The organism is Nocardiopsis sp. Huas11 (assembly GCF_003634495.1).
GTDB lineage: Bacteria > Actinomycetota > Actinomycetes > Streptosporangiales > Streptosporangiaceae > Nocardiopsis.
Map to the genome: position 1 here is coordinate 3,482,746 of NZ_RBKY01000001.1, position 23,492 is coordinate 3,506,237.

Genomic DNA, 23,492 nt, shown 5'->3' on the forward strand with positions numbered 1-23,492 from the left:
TCGCCCATGGTCCACGGCCGAGTGCGGCCGCGGATCGCATCACTAGGAGAACGACACCATGCCCACGCCTACCAAGGGCGCCCGTCTGGGTTCCGGGCCCGCTCACGAGCGGCACATCCTGGCGAACCTCGCGACCTCGCTGTTCCAGCACGGCCGCATTCGCACCACCGAGGCCAAGGCCAAGCGCCTTCGCCCCTACGCCGAGAAGCTCATCACGCTCGGCAAGCGCGGTGACCTGCACGCCCGTCGTCAGGTCCTGACCAAGATCACGGACAAGTCCGTCGTGCACGAGCTCTTCACGGAGATCGGTCCGCGCTACGAGAACCGTCCGGGTGGCTACACGCGTATCACCAAGATCGGTCCGCGCAAGGGCGACAACGCCCCGATGGCCGTGATCGAGCTGGTGGAGGCGCTGAACGTGCCCGCCGCCGCTCCGTCCGCGGTCCCCGCCGAGGAGGCCCCCGAGGCCCCCGAGGCCGCCGCCGAGGAGACCACGGAGGCCCCCGCGGCCGCCGAGGAGACCACGGAGGCCCCCGCGGCCGCCGAGGAGAACTCCGAGAGCAAGTAGGGCGGACCTGACGCGTCCGGGCGAGAGCCCGGGCGTGGACCGCTCGCCGAGTGCCCGATCCCCTGGGGGGTCGGGCACTCGTCATTTCCGGCATGCGATGAGGGTGCGATGGACGACAACGAGACGACGGTCCGGATCTGGCTGGACATCGCCTACGACGGCACGGACTTCTCCGGCTGGGCGCGGCAGCCGACGCGGCGCACGGTGCAGGGGGAGCTGGAGTCGGGGCTGGCGAAGGTGCTGCGGCTGCCGGAGGTGGCGCTGACGTGCTCGGGGCGCACCGACGCGGGAGTGCACGCCCGGGGGCAGGCGGCGCACGCCGACGTCCCGGAGGCGGCCTGGGAGCGCGAGGGGGAGGCGGTGCTGCGCCGGCTGGCCGGGGTGCTGCCCAGGGACGTGCGGGTGACCGGTGCGCGGGTGGCGCCGCCGGGGTTCGACGCGCGCTTCTCACCCCTGTTCCGGCGCTACCTGTACCGGGTGAGCGACGCCCCGTACGGGGTCGACCCGCTGCTGCGCCGGGACGTGCTGTGGCACCGCAACCCGGTGGACGTGGACCGGATGAACGAGGCGGCGGCGCGGCTGACGGGCGAACACGACTTCGCGGCCTTCTGCAAGAAGCGCGAGGGCGCTACGACCATCCGGGAGCTGCTGCGCCTGGAGTGGGAGCGGGTGGACACCCATCTCGTGCACGGCACGATCCAGGCGGACGCCTTCTGCCACAACATGGTCCGTGCGCTCGTGGGAGCGCTGCTGGCGGTCGGGGACGGTCGGCGCGGCCCGGAGTGGCCGGGAGAGGTCCTCGGCGCCGCTGTGCGCGACTCGTCGGTCCATGTGGTCGGCCCGCAGGGGCTGAGCCTGGAGGAGGTGCGCTTCCCGGCCGCCGAGGAGATGGCCGAGCGGGCGCGGGCCACGCGCCGCGTCCGGGAGCTGCCCTGCCCGGGGCACACGGGATGACGTGGGGGGAACGAACGTGGGGGCGTACCGGCCGTGGCCGGTACGCCCCCTTCGCGCGTGCGGGTGAGGGTCAGGCGCGGTCCTCGGCGAGCCGGGTGAAGGCCTCGTCCAGGAAGCCCTCGCCGATGTCGCGCAGGAGCGCGGCGTCGTCGCTCTCGCCGTCCTCGGACTCCTCGTCGGTGCCGTCGCTGTTGGCGGCCAGGGAGAACAGGACGTAGCGGCCCCACTGGCCGCTGCTGCCGTGCCCGCCGGAATAGCCCAGGCGCTCGGCGGGGGTGCCCTCCTCGTCGGGCAGGCCGGCGAACCACTCGGCGGCGACCAGGTCCTGCGCGTCCATCGCGGCCGTGGCCTCGGCGTCGGTGGGCATCGCGGCGACGCCCACGGTGACGGCGTGGTTCTCGTCCTCGCTGACGTAGGTGGCGCGGACGAGTTGGCGGCAGTCGTTGCCGGTCAGGACCTCGCCGTAGCCGCCGTGGGTGCCCTCGGCGCAGTCCTCGGTGTCGTTCTCGACGACGCGGGTGAAGGTGCCCTGGCCCTCGATGTCGACGGTCTCCGGGAAGAGGGCGCCGGTGGTGAGGGCGCCGGGGTCGTCGGCCTCGTCGGCGACCGACGCGGCGTCGGCGGCATCGTCCCCGCCGATGCCGCCGCTGGCGAGGAAGAAGGCCCCGCCGGCCGCGATCACGAGCAGGACCACGAAGCCCGCGATGACCAGGACGCGGTTGCGGTTGCCGTCTCGGGGCGGCTCGTCGTCGTAGTCGTCATAGCCCGCGTAGTCGTCGTAGGAGTCGTAGTCGCCGACGGCGGCGACGTCGAACTGGGCGGTGTCCGCGCCGGAGTCGGCGGGGAGCTCGTCCCGGTACAGCGGGCGTTCAGCGCCCCGGCCGGGCGCGGGCGGAACGGCGTGGATGCTCTCCGTGGCGCCCAAGGCGTCGGCCGGGAACACCGGCTCGGGCCCCGACGAGGGCTGCCCCGTGCCGGGCGCGCCGGCCGGGGGATAGGGGGAGGCGATCGGGACGGGTCCGTTCGGCGGCGCGCCCGGGGCGGGAGGCATGGGCGGCTGGTGCCCCATCGCGGCCTGGCCGCCGGTCGGGGGCGCGCCGGGGGGCTGCGGCCCGGGCAGGGCCGGTTGCTGAGGTCCGGAGGGCAGGGCGCCGGGCCGGGGCCCCTGGGTTCCGGGAGGCCCGAAGGGCGGCTGTGCGCCGGGCTGGGGCCCCTGCGGTCCGTGGGGGCCGGGGGCGCCGAACGGCGGTTGGCCGCCCGTGGGCATGCCGCCCTGACCGGTCTGGCCTGGCCCGGGAGCGCCTGCCTGGTGTCCGTGTGCGTCGAACGCCCGCTGGCCGCCCGTGGGCATGCCGCCCTGGACGGGCGCGGGGCCCTGCGCTCCGGGGTGTCCGAAGGGCGGCTGGCCCGGGGTGCCCGGCTGTGGTCCCGGGGCGCCGAACGGCTGCTGCGCCCCCGAGGGCGCACCGCCGTGGGTGGGCTGAGGCCCCTGGGGCCCCTGAGCACCGAACGGCTGCTGAGCGCCCGTGGGCATGCCCTGGCCGGGCTGCGGGCTCGGCCCGGGAGCGCCGGCCTGGTGCCCCTGGATACCGGGCGGCTGCTGTGCCCCTGACGGTGCACCGCCGGAGCCGGGCTGGGGCCCCTGGGGGGCGTGCGGTCCCTGGGCGTCGAACGCCTGCTGGCCGCCGGTGGGCCTGCCCTGGCCGGGCTGGGGTCCCGGGGCGCCGAAGGGCGGCTGACCGGGAGCGCCGGTCTGGTGCCCTCGGGGTCCCTGGGCGTTGAACGGCTGCTGGGCCCCCGACGGCGCGCCGCCGTGGCCGGGCTGGGGTCCCTGGGCGCCGAAGGGCGGCTGAGCGCCGGTGGGCATGCCCGGCTGGGGGCCGGGGGCCGCGAAGGGCGGCTGGCCGGGCGCGCCTGCCTGGTGTCCCTGGGGCCCGTGTGGTCCCTGGGCCGTGGGCGGCTGCTGGGGCCCGGAAGGCGTGCCGGGCCGGTTCCCCGGGGGGAGGCCCTGGCCCTGCGTCGTGAACGGCTGCTGTGCCCCGGTGGGCATGCCGCCCTGGCCCGGCGGGGGGTTCTGGGTCCCGGGAGCGCCGAAGGGCGGCTGTCCGGGCGCGTACGGTTCCTGGCCCGGGGCGGGGGTGGCGTAGGGGCTCGCGGGCGGCTGCGGGGGAACGGGCGCGTCGTGTGCGGGTCTGGGCCCCGATGTGGAATCCTGGCCCTCGGAAGAGCCTGGCGCTGATCCGAGGAGGTCCTGGCCGTCACCGCTCTCCGGGCCGGTGGGGTGACCGTCGGGACCGTGCTGGGGCGGGTTCGGATACGTGCTGATGGGAGTCTCCGAGGGCTCTGGAGGATGTGGGGCTGGACCGCGGCGGAGCCGGGTCCGTGACCAGATCCGCGCCGTGGTGTCCGTGGCACCGTCCCGTCGGCGCGGATAAGCTGCCTGTTCCGGGTGCCGAAGCGACCGTGACGGGTGTCTCCAAGGTTCGTGTCAGGGCTCTTGGTGCTGGGCGGAGACCGGCCTTTCGGTGCAAGAGTAGCCAACGCCCGAGCGCGGACAGGACGAAGCACTCTCGGCGACAGGCATAATAAAAGGCGGAGAGGTCACGGATGTGACCCCGTGCCGGCGCTTTCCCCGCCGAGCGTGGTCCTGCCGGTCTACCCCGCCGCTGGCTTTGACCTGCGCTGCGGTGGCCAGGTAGGATATTCCGTTGTTGTGCGTTGAGTTGCCGTGGGCCCCGGACTGTTCGGGCGCCGATCCACGCACCATCGTCTGCGCACTCACCTCCGGGTCGTCCTGATTGGCATGGGCATCCGGCCAAGTAACGCCCCGCAAACCCGCGGGAGTGTTTCGTAATACGAGTCCTCCATCCCGCCCATGGGATGGGGCAGCCGACTGAAGAGCGAAGGCAAACGATCGTGCGCACATACAGCCCCAAACCTAGCGATGTCCAGCGTCAGTGGCACGTTGTCGACGCTACCGATCTCGTGCTCGGGCGTATGGCGAGCCAGGTTGCCACGCTTCTCCGGGGCAAGCACAAGCCCTACTACGCGCCCCACATCGACACCGGCGACTTCGTGATCGTCGTGAACGCCGACAAGGTCGCGCTCACCGGTAACAAGCTGGAGCAGAAGCGGGCCTACCGTCACTCCGGCTACCCGGGCGGTCTGCGTTCGGTCGCATATGCCGACCTGCTGGAGAAGAACCCGGAGCGCGCCATCGAGAAGGCTGTCAAGGGGATGCTGCCCAAGGGCTCCCTCGGCCGCCAGATGGGCAAGAAGCTCAAGGTGTACGCCGGTCCGGAGCACCCGCACCAGGCCCAGCAGCCGGTTCCGTTCGAAATCAGGAAGATCGAGCAGCCCGCCTAGGCGTTCGCGAGACTTACAGGAAGCACGAGGATAACCGTGTCCGAGCCCACCGGCATCGAAGACGTCACCCAGGAAGTCGCTGACAACCCGGAGGAGTTCCCCTCCGAGTACACCAGCGAGTCCGACGAGACGGTCGCCGCCTACGTTCCCACCGCGTCCGGCCCCAGCGCCGGTACCGGCCGCCGCAAGGAGGCCGTCGCCCGCGTCCGCATCGCTCCCGGTTCCGGTGAGTGGAAGGTCAACGGCAAGCCGCTCGAGGTCTACTTCCCGGACAAGGTCCACCAGCAGACCATCAAGGACCCGCTCGTCTCTCTCGGGTTCGACGGCGCCTACGACGTCTTCGCCCGCCTTGACGGCGGCGGCACCAGCGGCCAGGCCGGCGCGCTGCGTCACGGCATCGCCCGTGCGCTGGCGTCCCTGGACCCGGAGAACAACCGCCCGACCCTGAAGAAGGCCGGTTTCCTGACCCGCGACTCCCGTGAGGTGGAGCGGAAGAAGGCCGGTCTCAAGAAGGCGCGCAAGGCTCCTCAGTTCTCCAAGCGCTAGTGCTCATGCGCCGGCGCTCGCTCGGCTGAGTTTCCGCCCGTACGTCGCTCCTGTCCACAGGGGGCGGCGTACGGGCGTTCTTGTTTTCCCGTGGCGCCTTCCGCCACGTTGTTCTCCACCGGCGCCGGACGCGGCGCCGTTCTCGAAAGGGGCTGTCGCCTGTGGCTCGGCTGTTCGGAACAGATGGTGTCCGCGGTGTCGCCGGTCAGGACCTGACCGCAACGCTCGCTCTGGATCTGTCCATCGCGGCTGCGCGCGTACTGGCGCGCGAGACCGGTGATCGTCGGCCGCTGGCCGTCGTCGGGCGGGACCCTCGTGCGTCGGGTGAGTTCCTGGAGGCCGCCGTGGTCGCCGGTCTGGCGAGCACCGGCGTCGACGTCGTCCGGGTGGGCGTGCTGCCCACGCCGGCCGTGGCCTTCCTCACAGGCGAGCTGGACGCCGACTTCGGCGTCATGCTCTCGGCGAGCCACAACCCCGCTCCCGACAACGGGATCAAGTTCTTCGCCCGCGGCGGCCAGAAGCTCGAGGACGCCCTGGAGGAGGAGATCGAGGGCATGCTCGGCGTGCCCGTGAGCCCGGTGGTCGGGGACCGGGTCGGCCGGGTCACCGACTCCTCGGACGGCGGCGACCGTTACGTCGAGCACATCCTGGCCTCGCTGCCGCACAGCCTCCAGGGCCTCAAGGTCGTGGTGGACTGCGCCAACGGCGCCGCCACGCGGGTGGCCCCCGAGGCCCTGCGGCGCGCCGGAGCCGAGGTCGTGGCCATCGGCGACGAGCCCGACGGCTACAACATCAACGAGGGCTGCGGCTCCACCCACCTGGAGCGCCTCCAGAAGGCCGTGCGCACGCACGGGGCGGACGCGGGCCTGGCCAACGACGGCGACGCCGACCGCTGCCTGGCCGTGGACGCCGAGGGCGGTGTGGTCGACGGCGACCAGATCCTCGGCATCCTGGCCACGGAGGCCAAGGACGAGGGCCGGCTGGTCGAGGACACCCTCGTGGTCACGGTCATGTCCAACCTGGGCCTGAAACTCGCCATGGGCCGCGAGGGCATCCGCGTGGTCGAGACCGCGGTCGGCGACCGGTACGTGCTGGAGGCCATGAAGAACGGCGGCTTCGGCCTGGGCGGCGAGCAGTCCGGCCACGTGATCCTGCTGGACCACGCCACCACCGGCGACGGCGTCCTGACCGGCCTGCACCTGCTCGGCGCGATGGCCCGGCGCGGGCAGGGCCTGGCCGAGCTGGCCAAGGTGATGACGCGTCTGCCGCAGGTGCTCATCAACGTGCCGGACGTGGACCGCTCCAAGGTCAAGGAGAGCACGGAGCTGGCGGAGGCCGTGAGCGCCGCCGAGGCCGAGCTCGGCGAGACCGGCCGGGTGCTCATCCGCCCGAGCGGAACCGAGCCCAAGGTCCGTGTGATGGTCGAGGCCGCGGAGCAGGAGCAGGCGCAGGCGGTGGCCGAGCGACTGGCGGCCGTGGTGCGCTCGGCTCTGGCCTGACGATCGGCTCACGGCACAACGCGCGCTCGGGCAGAAGCAGGCCCGGGCGCGCGTTGTGCCGTCCGGGGGCCGGAGCAGGCACGCAGGCCCGGTTTCTTCGGAGGACAAGGGGATCGGCGGAGTGGAGCGGTCACGATGACGGACGCACGGCACGCGGGTGAGCTGACCATCGGCGTGGACATCGGCGGGACGAAGGTGGCCGGGGGAGTGGTCACGCCCGACGGACGGGTGCTGGCCCGCATCCGCACGGAGACCCCGGACCGGAGCAAGAGCCCGGCGGTGGTCGAGACAACGATCGCCGAGGTCGTCCAGGAACTGCGTCGCGAGTACGAGGTGCGTGCCGTGGGGGTCGGCGCCGCGGGGTTCGTCGACGAGCAGCGCGCGAACGTCCTGTTCGCACCGCACCTGTCCTGGCGCCGGGAGCCGCTGCGCGACACCCTGACCGAGCGGCTGGGGCTGCCGGTGGTCGTGGAGAACGACGCGAACGCCTCGGCCTGGGCGGAGGTCTGGGTCGGCGCGGGGCAGGGCGTGGACAACGTCGTGGTGGTGAACCTGGGGACCGGGATCGGTGGCGCGGTGGTGTTGGGCGGACGCCTGCACCGCGGGCGCTACGGCCTGGCCGGTGAGTTCGGGCACATGACGGTGGTGCCGGGCGGCCGCCGGTGCGAGTGCGGCAACCGGGGCTGCTGGGAGCAGTACGCCAGCGGCAACGCCGTCACGCGCGAGGCCAAGGAGCTGGTGCGGGCCGAGTCGCCGGTGGCCAGGGTGCTCCACCAGGCCGTGGGCGGGGACACCCGCCTGATCACCGGGCCGCTGGTCAGTGAGCTGGCGAGCAAGGGCGACCGGGCGTGCGTCGAGCTGCTGGAGGACGTCGGGGCGTGGCTGGGCACGGGGCTGGCGAACCTGGCGGCCGCCTTCGACCCGGAGCTGTTCATCATCGGCGGGGGTGTCTCGGAGGCGGGTGAGCTGCTGCTTGGTCCGGCCAGGTCGGCGTTCGAGCGCAATCTGACCGGGCGCGGCTACCGGCCGACCGCGCGCGTGGCGGCGGCTCGGCTCGGCAACGAGGCGGGGCTCATCGGTGCCGCCGCCCTCGCGAGGGAAGCGTTCTAGAACGGGCCTTGGGATACACGAGGGGGAGCGCGGCACGGCCGCGCTCCCCCTCGTGCTCTGCCCGGGTGCACGGACGACGTGTGCCCGAGACGTAAGTGTCGAAGAACTTTTGTGAGCATGTCTTGACATGGGGACCAGGGCTGATCGGCCTCGCGGCCGGACACGGGGCGGCGCGGCGGGCCGGGGGCCCGCCGCGCCGCTGTGTCGTACTACCGCCGGCTCAGGGCCTTGACGTCGATGTCGACGGGGAACGGGACGTCGAGCTTGAGGCGCTCACGGGCGATGGTGGTCGGGACGTACCTCGGGTCCCGCGTCCCGTCGAGTTCGTAGACGTGGATCGCCGGTCCGTGGTCCTCGCGCTCGATCCGCCAGAAGTGCGGGATGCCCGCCTGGGCGTACTTGAGGGGCTTGGTGGTCCGGACGCGGTCCTGGGACTCCTCGGACACGATCTCGATGGCCAGGAGCACGTCTTCCGGGGGTATGTGGGTGTCATCCCGCCAGTCGGTCCCCGTTTCGTCCTCCTCACGGACTCGGTAGACGATGAGGTCGGGCTCGGGACGTTGGTGCTTGCCCAACTTCATGGTCATCTCGTGGATGATGTCGATGTCGTCCGGCGCTGCCTCCATCAACTCATAGAGCAGATGGACGATGACCTTGGCATGGAACTTGGTCTGGGGGGACAGCAAGACGAGCGCTCCGTCGATGAGTTCCATCCGGGGTGCTCCCGGAGGGAGGTTGTCCATGTCGTCAGCGGTCCAGCCGCCGGGCGGCGGCGTGAACCAGTCGGGGAGCGGCTCGGCGGTCATCGAATCCTCCCGGGTCGATTCCTGAGCCCACTCTAATACCGCTGCTCTTGTTCATGACAGAAAGGTAGCGCTGGGTGACCACACGGTGTCGCGGATGCGCGAGGGCGCAACGAAGGAGCGAACCGAAACGGGGACCGGTCAGTCCGTCAGGGTGAGCTCGAAGGAGTAGCGCGAGGCGCGGTAGACGTGCGTGCCCACCTCGACCACCGTGCCGACGTCGTCGTAGACGGTGCGGTCCATCGTCAGCAGCGGCGCGCCGCGCGACTCGTCGAGCACACGGGCCTCGGCCGCCGTGGCGTTGCGCGCCCCGATGCTCTGGGAGGCGATCTTGAGGGAGACGCCCGCGGCGCGCAGCAGCTGGTAGAGGCCCTGGTGGACGAGGGTCTCCTCGTCGAGGCGGACCAGTCCCACGGGGACGTAGTTGTGCATGAGCGCGAGCGGCTCGTCGCGGGTGTAGCGCAGCCGTTCGATGACGTAGACCTCGGTGTCCGGTGCGACCTCCAGTGACGTGGCGATCGCGTCCGGCGGTGCCTCCACGGCCAGGCGCAGCACCTCGGTGCGTGGATGCTCCCCGGCGCGGGTCAGGTCGTCGTAGAGGCTGGAGAGCTGGAGCGGGCGGCGGACCCGCGGCATGACGACCTGCGTGCCCACGCCGCGTTTGCGCACCAGGAGGCCGCGGTCGACCAGGTACTCGATGGAGCGGCGCAGCGTGGGGCGCGAGAGACCGAGCCGCTCGGCGAGCAGCAGCTCGTTCTCCAGCCGGGTGCCGACGGCGATCTCCCCGGTCGTGATGCGCCGTTCGAGCTCCTGCGCGACCTGGAAGTACAGGGGCACGGGGCTGTTGCGATCGATCGCGATCGACAGCGGGGTCGGGGTCACGGGTGGTTTCCGTTCGTCTCGGGGGCCGGAGGGGCGGTTCCCTCCTCCATCAGTGTAAGGATGCCCACTTGTCTTGAAGTCCATACGTGCATATGTCTAGACAAAGTATTGACAGGCACGTTTCACCTGGGTGAACATGGAGCCCTGGCTGTGACCTACGGAACAGCCACCCGAGATCCAGGACACCGAACGGGGTGGGCATGCGAGTAGGACTGGTGGGCACCGGTCGCATCGGCGAGTCGCACGCGGCGGCGATCGCCCGGCGGCCCGAGGTCGACGAGCTCGTCCTGGCCGACGTCGACAGTGGCCGCGCCCGTGAGGTCGCGGGCCGCGTCGGGGCCCATGTGGCCGGGTCCATCCAGGACCTGCTGCACCCCGCCGCCGTCGACGCGCTCGTCGTGACCGCGGCTACGAGCGCGCACGCCGACCTCATCCTCGCCGGCGTGCGGGCCGGGACGCCGGTCTTCTGCGAGAAGCCGGTCGCGCCGACCGTCGCCGAGACCGTCGAGGTCCTGCGGGAGGTCGACAAGCGCGAGGCGCTCGTGCACATCGGGTTCATGCGCCGCTTCGACGCCGGATACACACGGGCCCGCCAGGCCCTGGCCGACGGCGAACTGGGCACCCTGCACCGCGTCCACGCCGTGACCTGTGACGCCGCTCCACCGCCCGCCGGCTACGTCCCCACCTCGGGCGGCATCTTCCGGGACTGCCACGTGCACGACTTCGACATCCTGCGCTGGGTCACCGGCACGGAGGTCGTGGAGGTCCACGCCTACGGCGCCAACCGGGGCGCGCCGTACTTCGCCGAGGCCGGCGACGTGGACACCACGGCGGCCGTGCTGCGCCTGAGCGACGGGACGCTCGCCACCGTCCAGGGGTCCCGCTACAACGGCGGCGGCTACGACGTGCGGATGGAGCTGGCCGGAACGGCCGGGACCATCGCGGTCGGCCTGGACGAGCGCGCGCCGGTGCGCTCGGCCGAACCCGGGGTGGCCTTCCCCTCCCAGAATCCCTGGCAGGAGTTCTGGTCCCGGTTCCGGCCCGCCTACGAGGCCGAGATCGCCGCGTTCCTCGGGGCCGTCCGCGACGGCGGTCCCAGTCCGTGCACGGTCGCCGACGCCCTGGAGGCGGTCCTGGTGGCCGACGCGGCCGACCGCTCGCGCCGCGAGGGCCGTGCGGTCCTGGTCGAGGAGGTCCGGCCGTGAGTTCAGTCGCCGACGTCGGCGCGGGGCGCGGCCGTGGTGCCGCGCACGACCAGAGCCGGCTCCAGCACGCTCGACCGGGCCGGCAGGGAGGCCTTCTCCAGGCGCTCGATGGCCAGGCGCACGGCCTCGCGGGCCAGCCCGACGGAGTCCTGGCGGACGGTCGTCAGCTGGATGTGCGAGAGCCCGGCCAACGGGATGTCGTCGAAGCCGATCAGGGAGATGTCCTGTGGCACGCGGACGCCCGCGCGGGTGATCGCGTCCAGGAAGCCGATCGCGGAGCGGTCGTTGCTCGCGAACAGCGCGGTGGGGACGTGTCCCTCGGCGAGCAGTCGCCGTGCGGCCTCGGCGCCCGACGCCTCGGTGTGGTCGCCCGGCAGCACCCGCACGTGGTCGGCCAGGCCGTTGCGGCGCATCCAGTCCCGGTAGGCGCGCCTGCGCTCGGCCGACCCGGCGCCACCTCCGCCGTCCAGGTGGGTGATGTCGCGGTGGCCCAGATCCCGGAGGTGGTCCAGTGCCTGGCGTACGGCCGGGCCCTCGGCCGTGGTGACGACGTCGACCGGGATGCCGGGGAAGCGGCGTCCGACAGCGACCACGGGCACCCGCTCGACCAGGTCCTCCAGGAAGCGCGCGGTGGTCTCGGGGCCCAGCAGGACCAGGGCGTCGCAGCGGTGGCCCAGGAGGGCGCCGACCGCCTTCTCCGAGTGCCGGGTGGGCGCGTGCGCCGACAGCACGAGGTCGTAGCCGACCTCCTCGGCCTCGGTGTACATCGCCTCCACCAGGTCGGCGTGGAAGGTGTTGTGCACGGTGAGCATGACGCCGAGTACGCGGCTTCGGGCGCTCGCCAGGGTGCGCGCGGCCAGGTCCGGCCGGTAGCCGATCTCCGCGGCTGCGGCCAGCACGCGCTCACGGGTGCCGGCGCTGGCGCCCGGGGCGCCGCGGAACACCACGGAGACCAGGGCGCGCGAGACGCCCACCCGGGCGGCGACGTCCTCCATCGTCGGTCGCCTGCCGCCGTTCGGCGCCGGTCCCGCGGGCTCCTGTGCGCCGTCGGCGCGCCCGTCTCGACCCTTCACGCTGTCTCCTCACGTTCCTGCCCTCTTCCACCGGAACCGGAGGGAAGTGGTTGACACACGATGTGTCGTGGATCACTCTGTCTCATACTAGAGCGCTCCAGTAGAGCGCACTAGTCATTCCGTGGGACTCGCCAGGTACGGCCTCCGGCCCCGTCGGAGGCCCCGATCGAAGCAAGGAAGAGAACTACCGGTGCAGCGCTACCTACGGAGGTACCAGTGAACGGCAGTGCGAACCGTAGCCCCGACGCGCCCTTCGAGGTCGTCACCATGGGCCGCGTCGGCGTCGACGTCTACCCCGAACAGATCGGGGTCGGCCTGGACGCGGTGCGCTCCTTCGGCAAGTTCCTCGGCGGCAGCCCCACCAACGTCGCCGTCGCGGCGGCGCGGCACGGGCGCCGGTCGGCGGTCGTGACCCGCACCGGCGACGACCCTTTCGGTGCCTTCGTCCATCAGGCCCTGCGCGGCTTCGGCGTGGACGACCGCTACGTCGCGCCGGTCGCCGGCCTGCCCACCCCCGTCACCTTCTGCGAGATCCACCCGCCGGACGACTTCCCCCTGTACTTCTACGGCCGCGACCCGAGCGCCCCCGACCTCCAGGTGCGCGCCGACGAGTTGGACCTGGACTCCATCACCGCCGCGGACGTGTTCTGGGTGACCGTCACCGGCCTGTGCCAGGAGCCGAGCCGCACCGCCACCCTGGAGGCGCTCAGGGCCCGGGGCCGCAACGGCATCACCATCATCGACCTCGACTACCGGCCGATGTTCTGGTCCTCCCGCGAGGAGGCCCGGCACTGGGTCGCCGAGGCGCTCCCGTACGCCACGGTCGCCGCGGGCAACCTCGACGAGTGGGAGACCGCCGTCGGTGTCCGCGACCCCCGGGCCGCGGCCGACGCGGGCCGCGGCGCCGGGATCGACCTCGCCGTCGTCAAGCAGGGCCCCGAGGGCGTGCTCGCCGTCGACGGCACCGGAGCGGTACGGGTCCCTCCCGTCCCGGTCGAGGTCGTCAACGGCCTCGGCGCGGGCGACGCCTTCGGCGGCGCGCTCTGCCACGGACTGCTCAGCGGATGGGACACCGAGCGCGTCATGCGCTTCGCCAACGCGGCGGGCGCCATCGTCGCCTCCCGGCTCTCCTGCTCGGACGCCATGCCCACCTCGGTCGAGGTCGAGGCCAAGCTGGGGGAGGCCGCCCATGTCGGTTGACGCGTTCCGTTCCATCGTCGAGACCCGGCTGCACAACCCGGGCGCGATCGCCGAGGCCGCGGCCGGGCGGGTGCGCCCCTCCTCCCCGGTGGGCCCGAGCGGCAAGGCGATGATCGTCGCCGCCGACCACCCGGCGCGCGGCGCCCTGCGGTCGGGCAGCCGCCCGATGGCCATGGCCGACCGCGCCGACCTGCTGGACCGGCTGCGCGTCGCGCTGGCCCGGCCCGGGGTCACCGGCGTGCTGGCGACCGCGGACATCCTGGAGGACCTGCTGCTGCTCCGCGAGCCCGACGGCTCGGGTGTGCTGGACGGCAAGTCGGTCTTCGGCTCGATGAACCGCGGCGGCCTCGCGGGCGCCGCCTGGGAGATCGACGACCGGTTCACCGGCTACGACGCCGCCGGGATCGCCCGCATGGGCTTCGAGGGCGGCAAGATGCTCCTCCGCCTGGACTACGACGACGACCGCACGGTGCCCACCCTGGAGAGCTGCGCCCGGGCGGTGAACGAGCTGAACGCCGCCCGTGTCACCGCCATGGTCGAACCGTTCATCTCCGGCCGCACCGAGGGCGTGATCCGCAACGACCTGTCCCCGGACTCGGTCGCGCGCTCCATGGCCATCGCCTCCGGGCTCGGCAACACCTCGGCCTACACCTGGCTCAAGCTCCCGGTGGTCGACGAGATGGAGCGGGTCATGGCCACCTCCACCCTTCCGACCGTGCTGCTGGGCGGCGAGGTGTCGAAGGATCCCGACGCCGCGTTCGCCCGGTGGGGCGAGGCGCTCAAACTGCCCAACGTCATCGGCCTGACCGTGGGCCGGTCCCTGCTGTACCCGGCCGACGACGACGTCGTGGCCGCCGTCGACACCGCTGTGGGGTTGCTGTGAATTCGAACGACAAGTACCACCTGCCGGCGGGGAGCACCGCCGCCCCGCCCTTCCGTACCGTCATCACCCCCGAGACGGCCGGGTGGGGCTACTCCGGCCTGCGGGTCCTGGAACTGGCGCCCGGCCAGGCCCGTGAGATCGCCACCGGCGACGCCGAGACCCTCGTCCTGCCGCTCGACGGCGGCTGCTCGGTGACGGTCGACGGGCACGAGTTCGCCGTGACGGGGCGGCGGTCGGTCTTCTCCCGCGTCACCGACTTCGTCTACCTGCCGCGCGACGCCCGCGCCGTCGTCTCCAGCGGGTCCGGTGGCCGGTTCGCGCTCCCCTCGGCGCGCTGCGAGCGGCGCCTGGAGCCGCGCTACTGCCCCGCCGAGGACGTCCCGGTCGAACTGCGCGGCGCGGGCCAGTCCAGCCGCCAGGTGAACAACTTCTGCACCCCCGGCACCCTGGACGCCGACCGGCTCATCGCCTGCGAGGTCCTCACCCCCGGCTCGAACTGGTCCTCCTACCCACCGCACAAGCACGACGAGGCGACCGCGTCCGAGTGCGAGCTGGAGGAGATCTACTACTTCGAGGTCGCCGGGGGACCGGAGGGCCCCGGCATCGGCTACCAGCGGGTCTACGGCACCGAGGAGCGCCCCATCGACGTCTTCGCCGAGGTGCGCTCCGAGGACGCCGTCCTCATCCCGCACGGCTGGCACGGCCCGTCGATGGCCGCGCCCGGCTACGACCTCTACTACCTCAACGTCATGGCGGGCCCCGGCCCGGAGCGGGCGTGGAGGATCTGCGACGACCCGGCGCACGGCTGGGTGCGCCGGACCTGGGCCGACCAGGTGACCGACCACCGCCTGCCGCTCACCTCGACCGAAGAGAAGGGGAACCGGGCACGATGAGCGACTCCACCGACTCCACCGACTCCGGCGCCGCGACCGTCCGCCTCACCACGGCCCAGGCCCTGGTCCGGTTCCTCGCCGCGCAGTACAGCGAGCGCGACGGTGTCGAGCAGCGGTTCGTCCCCGGCGTGTGGGGCATCTTCGGGCACGGCAACGTCGCCGGCCTGGGCCAGGCGCTGCTCCAGGCCGACCGGACCGGTGAGGCGGACCTGCCCTACTACCTGGCCCGCAACGAACAGGGGATGGTCCACACCGCGGTCGGGTTCGCCAGGACCCGCAACCGGCTGCAGACCTTCGCCTGCTCCGCCTCCACCGGCCCCGGGTCCACGAACATGGTGACCGGCGCGGCGCTGGCCACCACCAACCGGATCCCGGTCCTGCTGCTGCCCAGCGACATGTTCACCACCCGCTACCCGGACCCGGTGCTCCAGCAACTGGAGGACACCCGCGGCGGCGACGTCACCGTCAACGACGTGTTCCGGCCGGTGTCCAAGTACTTCGACCGGGTCACCCGGCCCGAGCAGCTCATCCCGGCCGCCCAGGCGGCCATGCGGGTGCTGACCGACCCCGTCGAGACCGGCGCGGTCACCCTCTGCCTGCCCCAGGACGTGCAGGCCGAGGCCTACGACTGGCCGACGGCGTTCTTCCGCAAGCGCGTGTGGCACATCGGCCGCCCGCTCCCGGAACCGGACGCGCTGGCCCGCGCCGCCTCGGTGATCCGCATGGCCGAGCGGCCCCTGCTGGTCGCGGGCGGCGGCGTGGTCTACTCCGAGGCCGAGAGCGCGCTGCGCGCGTTCGCCGAGGCCACCGGCATCCCGGTCGCCGACACCCACGCCGGCAAGGGCGCGCTGCCCTGGGACCACGACCGCGCGGTCGGCGGCATCGGGTCCACCGGCGCCAGGAGCGCGAACGAACTGGCCCGAGAGGCCGACGTGGTGATCGGGGTCGGCACCCGCTACAGCGACTTCACCACCGCCAGCCACACCGTCTTCGCCGATCCGGACGTCACGTTCGTCAACCTGAACGTGGCCCGGCTGGACGCCGCCAAGCACGCGGCCTCCCAACTGGTCTGCGACGCCCGCACGGGCCTGGAGGCGCTGGGCCGGGAACTGGACGGCTGGGAGGTCGCGGCCGGCCACCGGGCCCGCACCCGGGAGCTGGCCGAGGAGTGGGCGCGGACCACCGACGCCTGCTACGCGGTGGACCACGGCCCGCTGCCGGCCCAGACGGCCGTGCTCGGAGCGCTCAACGACGTCCTCGGCGACCGCGACGTGGTCATCAACGCGGCCGGGAGCATGCCCGGCGACCTGCAGATGCTGTGGCGGGCGCGGGACCCCAAGGCCTACCACGTGGAGTACGCCTACTCCTGCATGGGCTACGAGGTGGCCGCCGGGACCGGCGTCAAGATGGCCGACCCCTCCCGTGAAGTGGTCGTGCTGGTCGGCGACGGCTCCTACCTGATGATGGCCCAGGAGATCGTGACCATGGTCTCCGAGGGCCTGAAGGTCATCATCGTCGTCGTCCAGAACCACGGCTTCGCCTCGATCGGATCCCTGTCGGAGTCGCTCGGCTCCCAGCGCTTCGGAACGAAGTACCGCTACCGCGACCCCGGCAGCGGCCGGCTCGACGGGCCCGTCCTGCCCGTCGACCTGGCGGCCAACGCCGCGAGCCTGGGCGCCCGCGTCATCCGCGCCGACGGGATCAAGGAGTTCCGCGCGGCCCTGGCCGAGGCCAAGGCGGCCGAGACCACCACGGTCGTGCACATCGAGACCGACCTGGAGGGTCCCAACCCGCCCGGCAGCGCCTGGTGGGACGTGCCCGTCAGCCAGGTGTCGGAGTTGGACAGCACCCGCGACGCGTACCGGACCTACCACTCCCACCAGCAGGGACAGCGCCACTACCTGTGACGCCCTCCCGGAAGAAGGAAACGACAGTGAAGACCGTGCAGCACTGGATCGACGGGGCCGCGACCTCCGGGGCCTCGACCCGCACCGCACCGGTGTGGAACCCGGCCACCGGTCAGCGGCAGGCCGACGTCCTGCTCGCCGAGCGGGCCGACGTCGACGCCGCGGTCGCGGCCGCCGCCAAGGCCTTCGAGAGCTGGGGCGACTCCTCCCTGACCAAGCGCACCCGCGTGCTGTTCTCGCTGCGCGAGCTCCTGGCCAGGCACGAGGACGAGATGGCGCGGATCATCGCCGCCGAGCACGGCAAGGTGATCGACGACGCCAAGGGGGAGATCGTCCGCGGCCGCGAGGTCGTCGAGTACGCGTGCGGCATCATCAGCGCCCTCAAGGGCGGCTACTCCGACCAGATCTCCACTGGGATCGACACCTTCGACTTCCGCCAGCCGCTGGGCGTGGTCGCCGGCATCACCCCGTTCAACTTCCCGATCATGGTGCCGCTGTGGATGCACCCGATCGCGATCGCCTGCGGCAACACCTTCGTCCTCAAGCCCAGCGAACGCGACCCCTCGGTGTCGAACTTCGTGGCCGCGCTGTACGCCGACGCCGGACTGCCCGACGGCGTGTTCAACGTCGTGCACGGCGACAAGGCCGCGGTCGACGGCATCCTCGACCACCCGGGGATCGAGGCGGTCTCGTTCGTCGGCTCCACGCCCATCGCCCAGTACGTGCACGAGCGCGCCACCGCGTCCGGCAAGCGCGTCCAGGCCCTCGGCGGAGCCAAGAACCACGCGGTGGTCCTGCCCGACGCCGACCTGGAGTTCGCCGCGAACCACCTGACCGCCGCCGCGTTCGGCTCCGCCGGACAGCGCTGCATGGCCATCTCCGCGACCGTCGCCGTGGGCGAGGCCGCCGACGCCCTGGTGCCGGTGCTCGCGGCCAAGGCCGAGGCGATCAGCGTCGGCCCCGGCCAGGACAGCGCCAACGACATGGGCCCGGTCATCTCCGCCCAGGCCCGCGACCGCGTCGCCTCGTTCGTGTCCTCCGGCGAGGAGCAGGGCGCCGTCGTGGTCGTCGACGGCCGAGACCTCAAGGTGGACGGGCACGAGGAGGGCTTCTTCGTCGGCCCGTCGCTGCTGGACAGGGTCACCGCGGACATGGACGTGTACCGGCAGGAGGTCTTCGGCCCGCTGCTGGTCGTGGTCCGCGCGGCCGACCTCGACGAGGCGATCGGGATCGTCAACGCCAACCCGTACGGCAACGGCACCGCCATCTTCACCAGCGACGGGGAGGCCGCGCGCCGCTTCCAGCGCGGGGTCACCGTCGGGATGATCGGCGTCAACGTGCCGATCCCCGTGCCCATGTCGCACTACTCCTTCGGCGGGTGGAAGAACTCCCTGTTCGGCGGCCACCACATCCACGGCCCCGAGGGCGTGCAGTTCTACACCCGCGCCAAGGTCGTCACCAGCCGGTGGCCGCACGTCGACCGCTCGGTCGAGGCCGCCTTCAACTTTCCGTCCCACGGCTGACACGGCCGCACGTACTCCCCGAAACGAGGCAGACATGACCGACCGACTGGTCCTCGGATCCGCACCCGACTCCTGGGGCGTGTGGTTCCCCGAGGACGAGCACCAGACGCCGTGGCACCGGTTCCTCGACGAACTGTTCGAGGCCGGGTACGAGTGGCTCGAACTGGGCCCCTACGGCTACCTGCCCACCGACCCCGACCAGCTCGCCGACGAAGTGGGCCGGCGCGGACTGAAGGTCTCCGGCGGCACGGTGTTCGGCAACCTGCACGACCCGGACGCCTGGGACGACACCGTGGCCACGGTCCGGAAGGTCGCGGAGCTGACCGCCGCCGTCGGAGCGCACCACCTGGTGTTCATCCCGCCGATGTACCGGGACGAGAGGACCGGCGAGTTCAGCGAGTCCCCGACGCTCGACGAGGACCAGTGGCGCAACCTCAACCGGTCCGCCGACGAACTCGGCAAGATCCTGCTGGGCGACTACGACGTGCGCCTGTGCCTGCACTCGCACGCCGACAGCCACATCCAGACCCAGCCGGAGATCGAGCGGTTCCTCGACGGGACCGACCCCGAGTACGTCTCCCTGTGCCTGGACACCGGACACGTCGCCTACGGCGGCGGTGACGCGGTCGACCTGATCCGCCGGTACTCCGAGCGCGTGGACTACGTCCACATCAAGCAGATGGACCCGGAGATCATCCGGCAGGTCAACGAGGAGAAGCTCAGCTTCGGCGAGGCCGTCAAGCGCGGTGTGTGCGTCGAGCCGCCCGCCGGGGAGCCCGCGCCCGCCGCGGTCCTCGACGCGCTCCGCGACGTCGACGCCCGGCTCTTCGTGATCGTCGAACAGGACCTGTACCCCTGCGAGCCGGACGTCCCGCTGCCCATCGCGATCCGGACCCGCAAGTACCTCAACAGCTGCGGATTGGGGGCGCGCCACCAGAAGGCCTGACACCGCTCCACCACGCTGAGCCGCCCGTGCGGAGGCTCCCGCAAGTCGCGTCGCCCCTCGTGACCTCCTTCACCACAGATGAGTGCATCCCCTCAAGACCGACAAGAGGTCGACACATGAAGCGCAACACCACCTACACCGCACTGCTCGCGGGCGCCGCGAGCCTCCTGCTCGCCGCGACGGCGTGCAGCTCGGAGGGAGGTCGCGAGGAGGCGGCCGACGGCGACGTCGAGACGCCCGAGCTCACCATCGCGATGATCACGCACGAGGTCCCCGGTGACACCTTCTGGGACATCATCCGGTCCGGCGCCGAGGACGCCGCGGCCAAGGACAACATCAACCTGGAGTACGCCTCGGACCCGGAGGCGGGCCAGCAGGCCAGCCTGATCCAGAACGCGATCGACCGGGAGGTGGACGGCATCGCCATCACCCTGTCCAAGCCGGACGCGCTGGAAGGGGCCATCTCCGACGCGCAGGCGGCCGGCATCCCGGTGGTCGCGTTCAACGCGGGCATCGAGGACTGGGTGGACCTGGGCGTCCAGCAGTACTTCGGTACGGACGAACACCTGGCGGGCACCGCCTTCGGCGAGCGGCTCAACGACGTCGGCGTGCAGAAGGCCCTGTGCGTGATCCAGGAGCAGGGACACGTCGCCCTGGAGACCCGCTGCTCCTCGCTGGGCGACGCCTTCGAGGGCGAGTCCGAGGTGCTCTACGTCGACAGCGCGAACATGCCCGAGGTCCGCTCCAGCATCGCCGCCAAGCTCCAGGAGGACGAGGAGATCGAGTACGTCGTCACGCTGGGCGCCCCGATCGCCATGACCGCGATCGACGCCATCGACGACTCCGGCAGTGACGCCACGGTCGCCACCTTCGACACCAACGCCGAACTCGTCGGGGCGATCCAGGAGGGCCTCGTCCAGTGGGCCGTCGACCAGCAGCCCTACCTGCAGGGCTACCTGGCCGTCGACTCCCTGTGGCTCTACAACACCAACGGCAACATCGCGGGCGGCGGAACCGAGCCCGTGCTGACCGGCCCCGCGTTCGTCGACGAGTCCAACATCGACGCGGTCGCCGAGTACGCCGAGCGGGGAACGCGATAACCATGGGTCAGACCCTCAGTCCCACGGCGCCGAAGGGCGGCTCGGAGAAGGCCCTCCGGGTGACCCGGAGGTCGGCGCTGCGCACGTTCATGACACGGCCCGAAGTCGGCTCGCTGGTCGGCGCGGTGATCGTCTTCACCCTCTTCTTCAGCATCGCCGACCCGTTCCGCACCGGTGGCGCGTTCGCGACGATCCTGTACGCGAGCTCCACCATCGGGATCATGGCCGTGGGCGTGGCGCTGTTGATGATCGGCGGCGAGTTCGACCTGTCCGCCGGTGTCGCGGTGATCACGTCGGGCCTGACCGCGTCGATGTTCGCCTGGTACTTCTCCGTGAACGTCTGGGTCGGGGCGGCGGTCGCGCTGGCCGTCTCCCTGGCCATCGGGTTCCTCAACGGGTGGATCCTGGTGCGGACGAAACTGCCCAGCTTCCTGGTGACGCTGTCGATGTTCCTGATGCTCCAGGGACTCAACATCGCCATCACGAAGCTGATCACGGGCCAGGTCTCCACCACGAACATCTCGAGCATGGACGGCTTCGACTCCGCGCGGGCGGTGTTCGCCTCCAGCTTCCCCGTTCTGGGGATCAACGTCCGGATCACCGTCCTGTGGTGGCTGCTGTTCGTCGGCCTGGCCACGTGGGTGCTGATGCGGACCAAGGTCGGCAACTGGATCTACGCGGTGGGCGGCAACCAGGAGAGCGCCAGGGCGGTCGGCGTCCCCGTCGCCAAGGTGAAGATCGGCCTGTTCATGACGGTCGGCTTCATGGCCTGGTTCTCCGGCATGCACCTGCTCTTCATGTACAACACCGTGCAGTCCGGTGAGGGCGTCGGCAACGAGCTGCTGTACATCATGGCCGCGGTCGTCGGCGGGTGCCTGCTCACCGGCGGCTACGGAACCGTGGTCGGCGCCGCGATCGGCGCGTTCATCTACGGCATGACCCGCCAGGGGATCGTCTACGCCGGCTGGGACAACAACTGGGTGTTCTTCTTCGTCGGCGCGATGCTGCTGATGGCCGTCGTGGTCAACGGCTGGGTCCGGACACAGGCGAACAAGAGGTGAGCGAGGTGAGCACCGTGACGAGGACCGAGACGAGAACCGGGACGTCGGCGGATTCCGAGCAGGCGCCGGAGACGGCACCGCTGCTCGAACTGGAAGGGGTGGGCAAGTCCTTCGGCAACATCCGGGCCCTGGACGGGATCGGTCTCAGGGTCGGCGCCGGCGAGGTCACCTGCATCCTCGGTGACAACGGCGCGGGCAAGTCCACGCTGATCAAGATCATCGCCGGGCTGTACAAGCCCACGTCGGGCCGCTACCTGGTGGACGGCGAGCCGGTGGACTTCTCCTCTCCGCGCCAGGCCCTGGACCGGGGCATCGCCACCGTCTACCAGGACTTGGCGATGGTGCCGCTGATGCCGGTGTGGCGCAACTTCTTCCTCGGTTCGGAGCTGCGCACCGGGTTCGGCCCCTTCCGGATGCTCAACGCCGCCCGGATGCGGCGCATCGCCGACGAAGAGCTCAGGAAGATGGGCATCGACCTGCCCGACATCGACGCCCCGGTCGGCAACCTGTCCGGCGGGCAGCGCCAGGTCGTGGCCATCGCCCGCGCGGTGTACTTCGGCGCGCGCGTCCTGATCCTGGACGAGCCGACGGCGGCGCTGGGCGTCAAGCAGTCCGGCGTGGTCCTGAAGTACATCAAGGCGGCCCGGGACGCGGGGCTGGGCGTCATCTTCATCACGCACAACCCGCACCACGCGTACCTGGTCGGCGACCACTTCGCGGTGATCAAGCTCGGCGAGATGGAACTCGACCAGCCGCGGTCGGAGCTGACCCTGGACGACCTCACCCACCACATGGCGGGCGGGGCCGAACTGGACGCCCTCCAGCACGAACTGAAGCGGGAGGAGGGGACCCCCGAGGTCGCGCCCCTGCGCGGCGCCGAGGACGAGGGCCCCGACGTCCAGACGCTCTGAGAGCACCCCGGTACACGAAACGAGTCAGAGAGCAGGTGGAGACGATGGCCGTCAGGGTCGGTGTGATCGGCACCGGATGGATCGGATCCGAGCACATCCGGAGGATCACCGATCGCGTCGGCGGCGCCGAGGTGGTCGCGGCGACCGACATCGACGCCGATCGGGCCGCCCGGGCGGTCGCCGGGACGGGCGCCCGTGTCCTGGCCGGAGACGAGGAGGTGATCGCGGCCGACGACGTCGACGCGGTCGTGGTCACCTCCTGGGGTCCCGCGCACGCCGATTCGGTGATCGCCGCGGTGGAGGCCGGCAAGCCGGTCTTCTGCGAGAAGCCGCTGGCCACCACGGCCGAGGGCGCCCAACGCATCCTCGACGCGGAGGCGCGGCACGGATCGCGCCTGGTCCAGGTCGGCTTCATGCGGCGCTTCGACGCCGGGTACGCGCAGATGAAGGAGGTCATCTCCGGGGGCGGCGTGGGAACGCCGCTGATGGCGCACTGCGTCCACCGCAACCCGACGGTGCCCGAGAGCTACCACTCGGAGATGGCGGCGCAGGACACCGCCGTCCACGAGATCGACGTGATGCGCTGGCTGCTGGACGACGAGATCTCCTCGGTCCAGGTCATCACCCCGCGCCGGACCGCCAAGCGCTTCGAGCACCTGCGCGACCCGCAGTTCATGCTCTTCGAGATGGCCGGCGGCGCGCGCGTGGACCTGGAGGTGTTCGTCAACTGCCAGTACGGCTACGAGATCGGCTGTGAGGTCGTCGGCGAGGAGGGCACGGTCCGGCTCCCGGAGATCCCGGGCGCGGTCGTGCGCTCGGCGGGGAGCCGGAGCGCGCCCGTCCTCCAGGACTGGGTCCAGCGGTTCGCCGCCGCCTTCGACACCGAGTTCCAGACCTGGGCCGACGAGGTGGCCGCGGGCACGCCGACCACCGGCCCGAACGCCTGGGACGGGTACGCGGCGGCGGTCGTCACCGACGCGGCCGTGCGCGCGCTGCACTCGGGCGAGGTCGTGGAGACCGGCATCAAGGCACGTCCGGCCTTCTACGTCTGAGAGGAAGACG

At 71.8% G+C, this 23,492-nt stretch carries 22 protein-coding genes; 18 read left to right on the top strand and 4 right to left on the bottom strand.

Going from position 1 to position 23,492, the window contains the following annotated elements; all coding sequences use genetic code 11:
- Positions 1 to 58 precede the first annotated feature (58 nt).
- A complete protein-coding gene (rplQ, locus tag DFP74_RS15925; RefSeq protein WP_121182400.1) occupies positions 59 to 568 on the top strand; it encodes a 50S ribosomal protein L17 in 510 nt (169 codons plus the stop codon).
- 108 nt (positions 569 to 676) lie between these two features.
- Entirely contained in the window at positions 677 to 1,522 is an 846-nt protein-coding gene (gene truA, locus DFP74_RS15930; RefSeq protein WP_121182401.1) for a tRNA pseudouridine(38-40) synthase TruA, read from the top strand.
- 70 nt (positions 1,523 to 1,592) lie between these two features.
- On the opposite strand, the gene DFP74_RS15935 is transcribed toward truA, so the two are convergent.
- Positions 1,593 to 2,573, bottom strand: coding sequence for a hypothetical protein (locus tag DFP74_RS15935; RefSeq protein ID WP_233570996.1), 981 nt, complete (start codon positions 2,571 to 2,573; stop codon positions 1,593 to 1,595).
- A gap of 9 nt (positions 2,574 to 2,582) precedes the next feature.
- On the opposite strand from DFP74_RS15935, the gene DFP74_RS15940 reads away from it, so the two are divergent.
- The 5 genes from DFP74_RS15940 to DFP74_RS15960 all read left to right on the top strand — a co-directional run bounded on the left by DFP74_RS15940 (position 2,583) and on the right by DFP74_RS15960 (position 8,043).
- Positions 2,583 to 3,134 carry a hypothetical protein gene (locus tag DFP74_RS15940; RefSeq protein ID WP_147453874.1) on the top strand — a complete coding sequence of 184 codons (552 nt, stop codon included), beginning with the start codon at positions 2,583 to 2,585 and terminating at the stop codon, positions 3,132 to 3,134.
- A 1,304-nt stretch (positions 3,135 to 4,438) separates the two neighbouring features.
- The gene (gene rplM, locus DFP74_RS15945) at positions 4,439 to 4,888 is read left to right on the top strand and encodes a 50S ribosomal protein L13 (protein ID WP_053616342.1); all 450 of its coding nucleotides are present in this window, start codon (positions 4,439 to 4,441) and stop codon (positions 4,886 to 4,888) included.
- A 36-nt stretch (positions 4,889 to 4,924) separates the two neighbouring features.
- On the top strand, positions 4,925 to 5,434 hold the full coding sequence (gene rpsI, locus DFP74_RS15950) for a 30S ribosomal protein S9 (protein ID WP_121182403.1): 510 nt from the start codon (positions 4,925 to 4,927) through the stop codon (positions 5,432 to 5,434).
- Between the two features lie 161 nt (positions 5,435 to 5,595).
- Positions 5,596 to 6,933: a phosphoglucosamine mutase gene (gene glmM, locus DFP74_RS15955; RefSeq protein ID WP_121182404.1), complete on the top strand. Its 1,338-nt coding sequence runs from the start codon at positions 5,596 to 5,598 to the stop codon at positions 6,931 to 6,933.
- 135 nt (positions 6,934 to 7,068) lie between these two features.
- A complete protein-coding gene (locus tag DFP74_RS15960) occupies positions 7,069 to 8,043 on the top strand; it encodes an ROK family glucokinase (RefSeq protein ID WP_121182405.1) in 975 nt (324 codons plus the stop codon).
- Between the two features lie 209 nt (positions 8,044 to 8,252).
- On the opposite strand, the gene DFP74_RS15965 is transcribed toward DFP74_RS15960, so the two are convergent.
- Both DFP74_RS15965 and DFP74_RS15970 read right to left on the bottom strand, forming a co-directional pair.
- On the bottom strand, positions 8,253 to 8,849 hold the full coding sequence (locus DFP74_RS15965; protein ID WP_121182406.1) for a Uma2 family endonuclease: 597 nt from the start codon (positions 8,847 to 8,849) through the stop codon (positions 8,253 to 8,255).
- Between the two features lie 138 nt (positions 8,850 to 8,987).
- Positions 8,988 to 9,728, bottom strand: coding sequence for a GntR family transcriptional regulator (locus DFP74_RS15970; protein WP_233570997.1), 741 nt, complete (start codon positions 9,726 to 9,728; stop codon positions 8,988 to 8,990).
- Positions 9,729 to 9,928: 200 nt separating this feature from the next.
- Here DFP74_RS15970 and DFP74_RS15975 point away from each other — a divergent pair, with 200 nt between their 5' ends.
- Positions 9,929 to 10,933: a Gfo/Idh/MocA family oxidoreductase gene (locus tag DFP74_RS15975; RefSeq protein ID WP_121188294.1), complete on the top strand. Its 1,005-nt coding sequence runs from the start codon at positions 9,929 to 9,931 to the stop codon at positions 10,931 to 10,933.
- Between the two features lie 2 nt (positions 10,934 to 10,935).
- Here DFP74_RS15975 and DFP74_RS15980 read toward each other — a convergent pair whose 3' ends face one another.
- Positions 10,936 to 12,006, bottom strand: coding sequence for a LacI family DNA-binding transcriptional regulator (locus tag DFP74_RS15980; protein ID WP_233570998.1), 1,071 nt, complete (start codon positions 12,004 to 12,006; stop codon positions 10,936 to 10,938).
- 267 nt (positions 12,007 to 12,273) lie between these two features.
- On the opposite strand from DFP74_RS15980, the gene iolC reads away from it, so the two are divergent.
- The 10 genes from iolC (at position 12,274) to DFP74_RS16030 (ending at position 23,482) form a co-directional block, all read left to right on the top strand.
- Positions 12,274 to 13,206, top strand: a complete 933-nt coding sequence (gene iolC, locus DFP74_RS15985) for a 5-dehydro-2-deoxygluconokinase (protein ID WP_121188295.1) — start codon at positions 12,274 to 12,276, stop codon at positions 13,204 to 13,206.
- The gene (locus DFP74_RS15990; RefSeq protein ID WP_121182409.1) at positions 13,196 to 14,089 is read left to right on the top strand and encodes an aldolase; all 894 of its coding nucleotides are present in this window, start codon (positions 13,196 to 13,198) and stop codon (positions 14,087 to 14,089) included. The genes iolC and DFP74_RS15990 overlap by 11 nt, the downstream gene beginning before the upstream one ends.
- On the top strand, positions 14,086 to 14,982 hold the full coding sequence (gene iolB / locus DFP74_RS15995; RefSeq protein ID WP_121182410.1) for a 5-deoxy-glucuronate isomerase: 897 nt from the start codon (positions 14,086 to 14,088) through the stop codon (positions 14,980 to 14,982). The genes DFP74_RS15990 and iolB overlap by 4 nt, the downstream gene beginning before the upstream one ends.
- A complete protein-coding gene (gene iolD, locus DFP74_RS16000; protein ID WP_121182411.1) occupies positions 14,979 to 16,889 on the top strand; it encodes a 3D-(3,5/4)-trihydroxycyclohexane-1,2-dione acylhydrolase (decyclizing) in 1,911 nt (636 codons plus the stop codon). The genes iolB and iolD overlap by 4 nt, the downstream gene beginning before the upstream one ends.
- Before the next feature lie 26 nt (positions 16,890 to 16,915).
- Complete coding sequence (locus DFP74_RS16005; RefSeq protein ID WP_121182412.1) at positions 16,916 to 18,412, top strand: CoA-acylating methylmalonate-semialdehyde dehydrogenase; 1,497 nt, start codon at positions 16,916 to 16,918, stop codon at positions 18,410 to 18,412.
- A gap of 34 nt (positions 18,413 to 18,446) precedes the next feature.
- Entirely contained in the window at positions 18,447 to 19,358 is a 912-nt protein-coding gene (locus DFP74_RS16010) for a TIM barrel protein (RefSeq protein WP_121182413.1), read from the top strand.
- Positions 19,359 to 19,474: 116 nt separating this feature from the next.
- Complete coding sequence (locus DFP74_RS16015) at positions 19,475 to 20,458, top strand: substrate-binding domain-containing protein (protein WP_121182414.1); 984 nt, start codon at positions 19,475 to 19,477, stop codon at positions 20,456 to 20,458.
- Positions 20,459 to 20,460: 2 nt separating this feature from the next.
- Positions 20,461 to 21,519 (top strand): ABC transporter permease, encoded by a 1,059-nt coding sequence (locus DFP74_RS16020; RefSeq protein ID WP_121182415.1) that lies wholly within the window; start codon positions 20,461 to 20,463, stop codon positions 21,517 to 21,519.
- Between the two features lie 80 nt (positions 21,520 to 21,599).
- On the top strand, positions 21,600 to 22,430 hold the full coding sequence (locus tag DFP74_RS16025) for an ATP-binding cassette domain-containing protein (protein WP_233571343.1): 831 nt from the start codon (positions 21,600 to 21,602) through the stop codon (positions 22,428 to 22,430).
- 44 nt (positions 22,431 to 22,474) lie between these two features.
- The gene (locus DFP74_RS16030; protein ID WP_121188297.1) at positions 22,475 to 23,482 is read left to right on the top strand and encodes a Gfo/Idh/MocA family protein; all 1,008 of its coding nucleotides are present in this window, start codon (positions 22,475 to 22,477) and stop codon (positions 23,480 to 23,482) included.
- Positions 23,483 to 23,492 lie beyond the last annotated feature (10 nt).

What these genes read in the sequence shown, in the direction of transcription:
- DFP74_RS15975 (WP_121188294.1), top strand. Translation starts at nt 9,929, where the DNA reads ATGCGAGTAGGACTGGTGGGCACCGGTCGCATCGGCGAGTCGCACGCG.
- iolC (WP_121188295.1), top strand. Translation starts at nt 12,274, where the DNA reads ATGGGCCGCGTCGGCGTCGACGTCTACCCCGAACAGATCGGGGTCGGC.
- truA (WP_121182401.1), top strand. Translation starts at nt 677, where the DNA reads ATGGACGACAACGAGACGACGGTCCGGATCTGGCTGGACATCGCCTAC.
- DFP74_RS16015 (WP_121182414.1), top strand. Translation starts at nt 19,475, where the DNA reads ATGAAGCGCAACACCACCTACACCGCACTGCTCGCGGGCGCCGCGAGC.
- DFP74_RS15965 (WP_121182406.1), bottom strand. Translation starts at nt 8,849, where the DNA reads ATGACCGCCGAGCCGCTCCCCGACTGGTTCACGCCGCCGCCCGGCGGC.
- DFP74_RS16020 (WP_121182415.1), top strand. Translation starts at nt 20,461, where the DNA reads ATGGGTCAGACCCTCAGTCCCACGGCGCCGAAGGGCGGCTCGGAGAAG.
- DFP74_RS15935 (WP_233570996.1), bottom strand. Translation starts at nt 2,573, where the DNA reads ATGCCTCCCGCCCCGGGCGCGCCGCCGAACGGACCCGTCCCGATCGCC.
- DFP74_RS16010 (WP_121182413.1), top strand. Translation starts at nt 18,447, where the DNA reads ATGACCGACCGACTGGTCCTCGGATCCGCACCCGACTCCTGGGGCGTG.
- DFP74_RS15990 (WP_121182409.1), top strand. Translation starts at nt 13,196, where the DNA reads ATGTCGGTTGACGCGTTCCGTTCCATCGTCGAGACCCGGCTGCACAAC.
- iolD (WP_121182411.1), top strand. Translation starts at nt 14,979, where the DNA reads ATGAGCGACTCCACCGACTCCACCGACTCCGGCGCCGCGACCGTCCGC.
- DFP74_RS16030 (WP_121188297.1), top strand. Translation starts at nt 22,475, where the DNA reads ATGGCCGTCAGGGTCGGTGTGATCGGCACCGGATGGATCGGATCCGAG.
- DFP74_RS15960 (WP_121182405.1), top strand. Translation starts at nt 7,069, where the DNA reads ATGACGGACGCACGGCACGCGGGTGAGCTGACCATCGGCGTGGACATC.
- rplQ (WP_121182400.1), top strand. Translation starts at nt 59, where the DNA reads ATGCCCACGCCTACCAAGGGCGCCCGTCTGGGTTCCGGGCCCGCTCAC.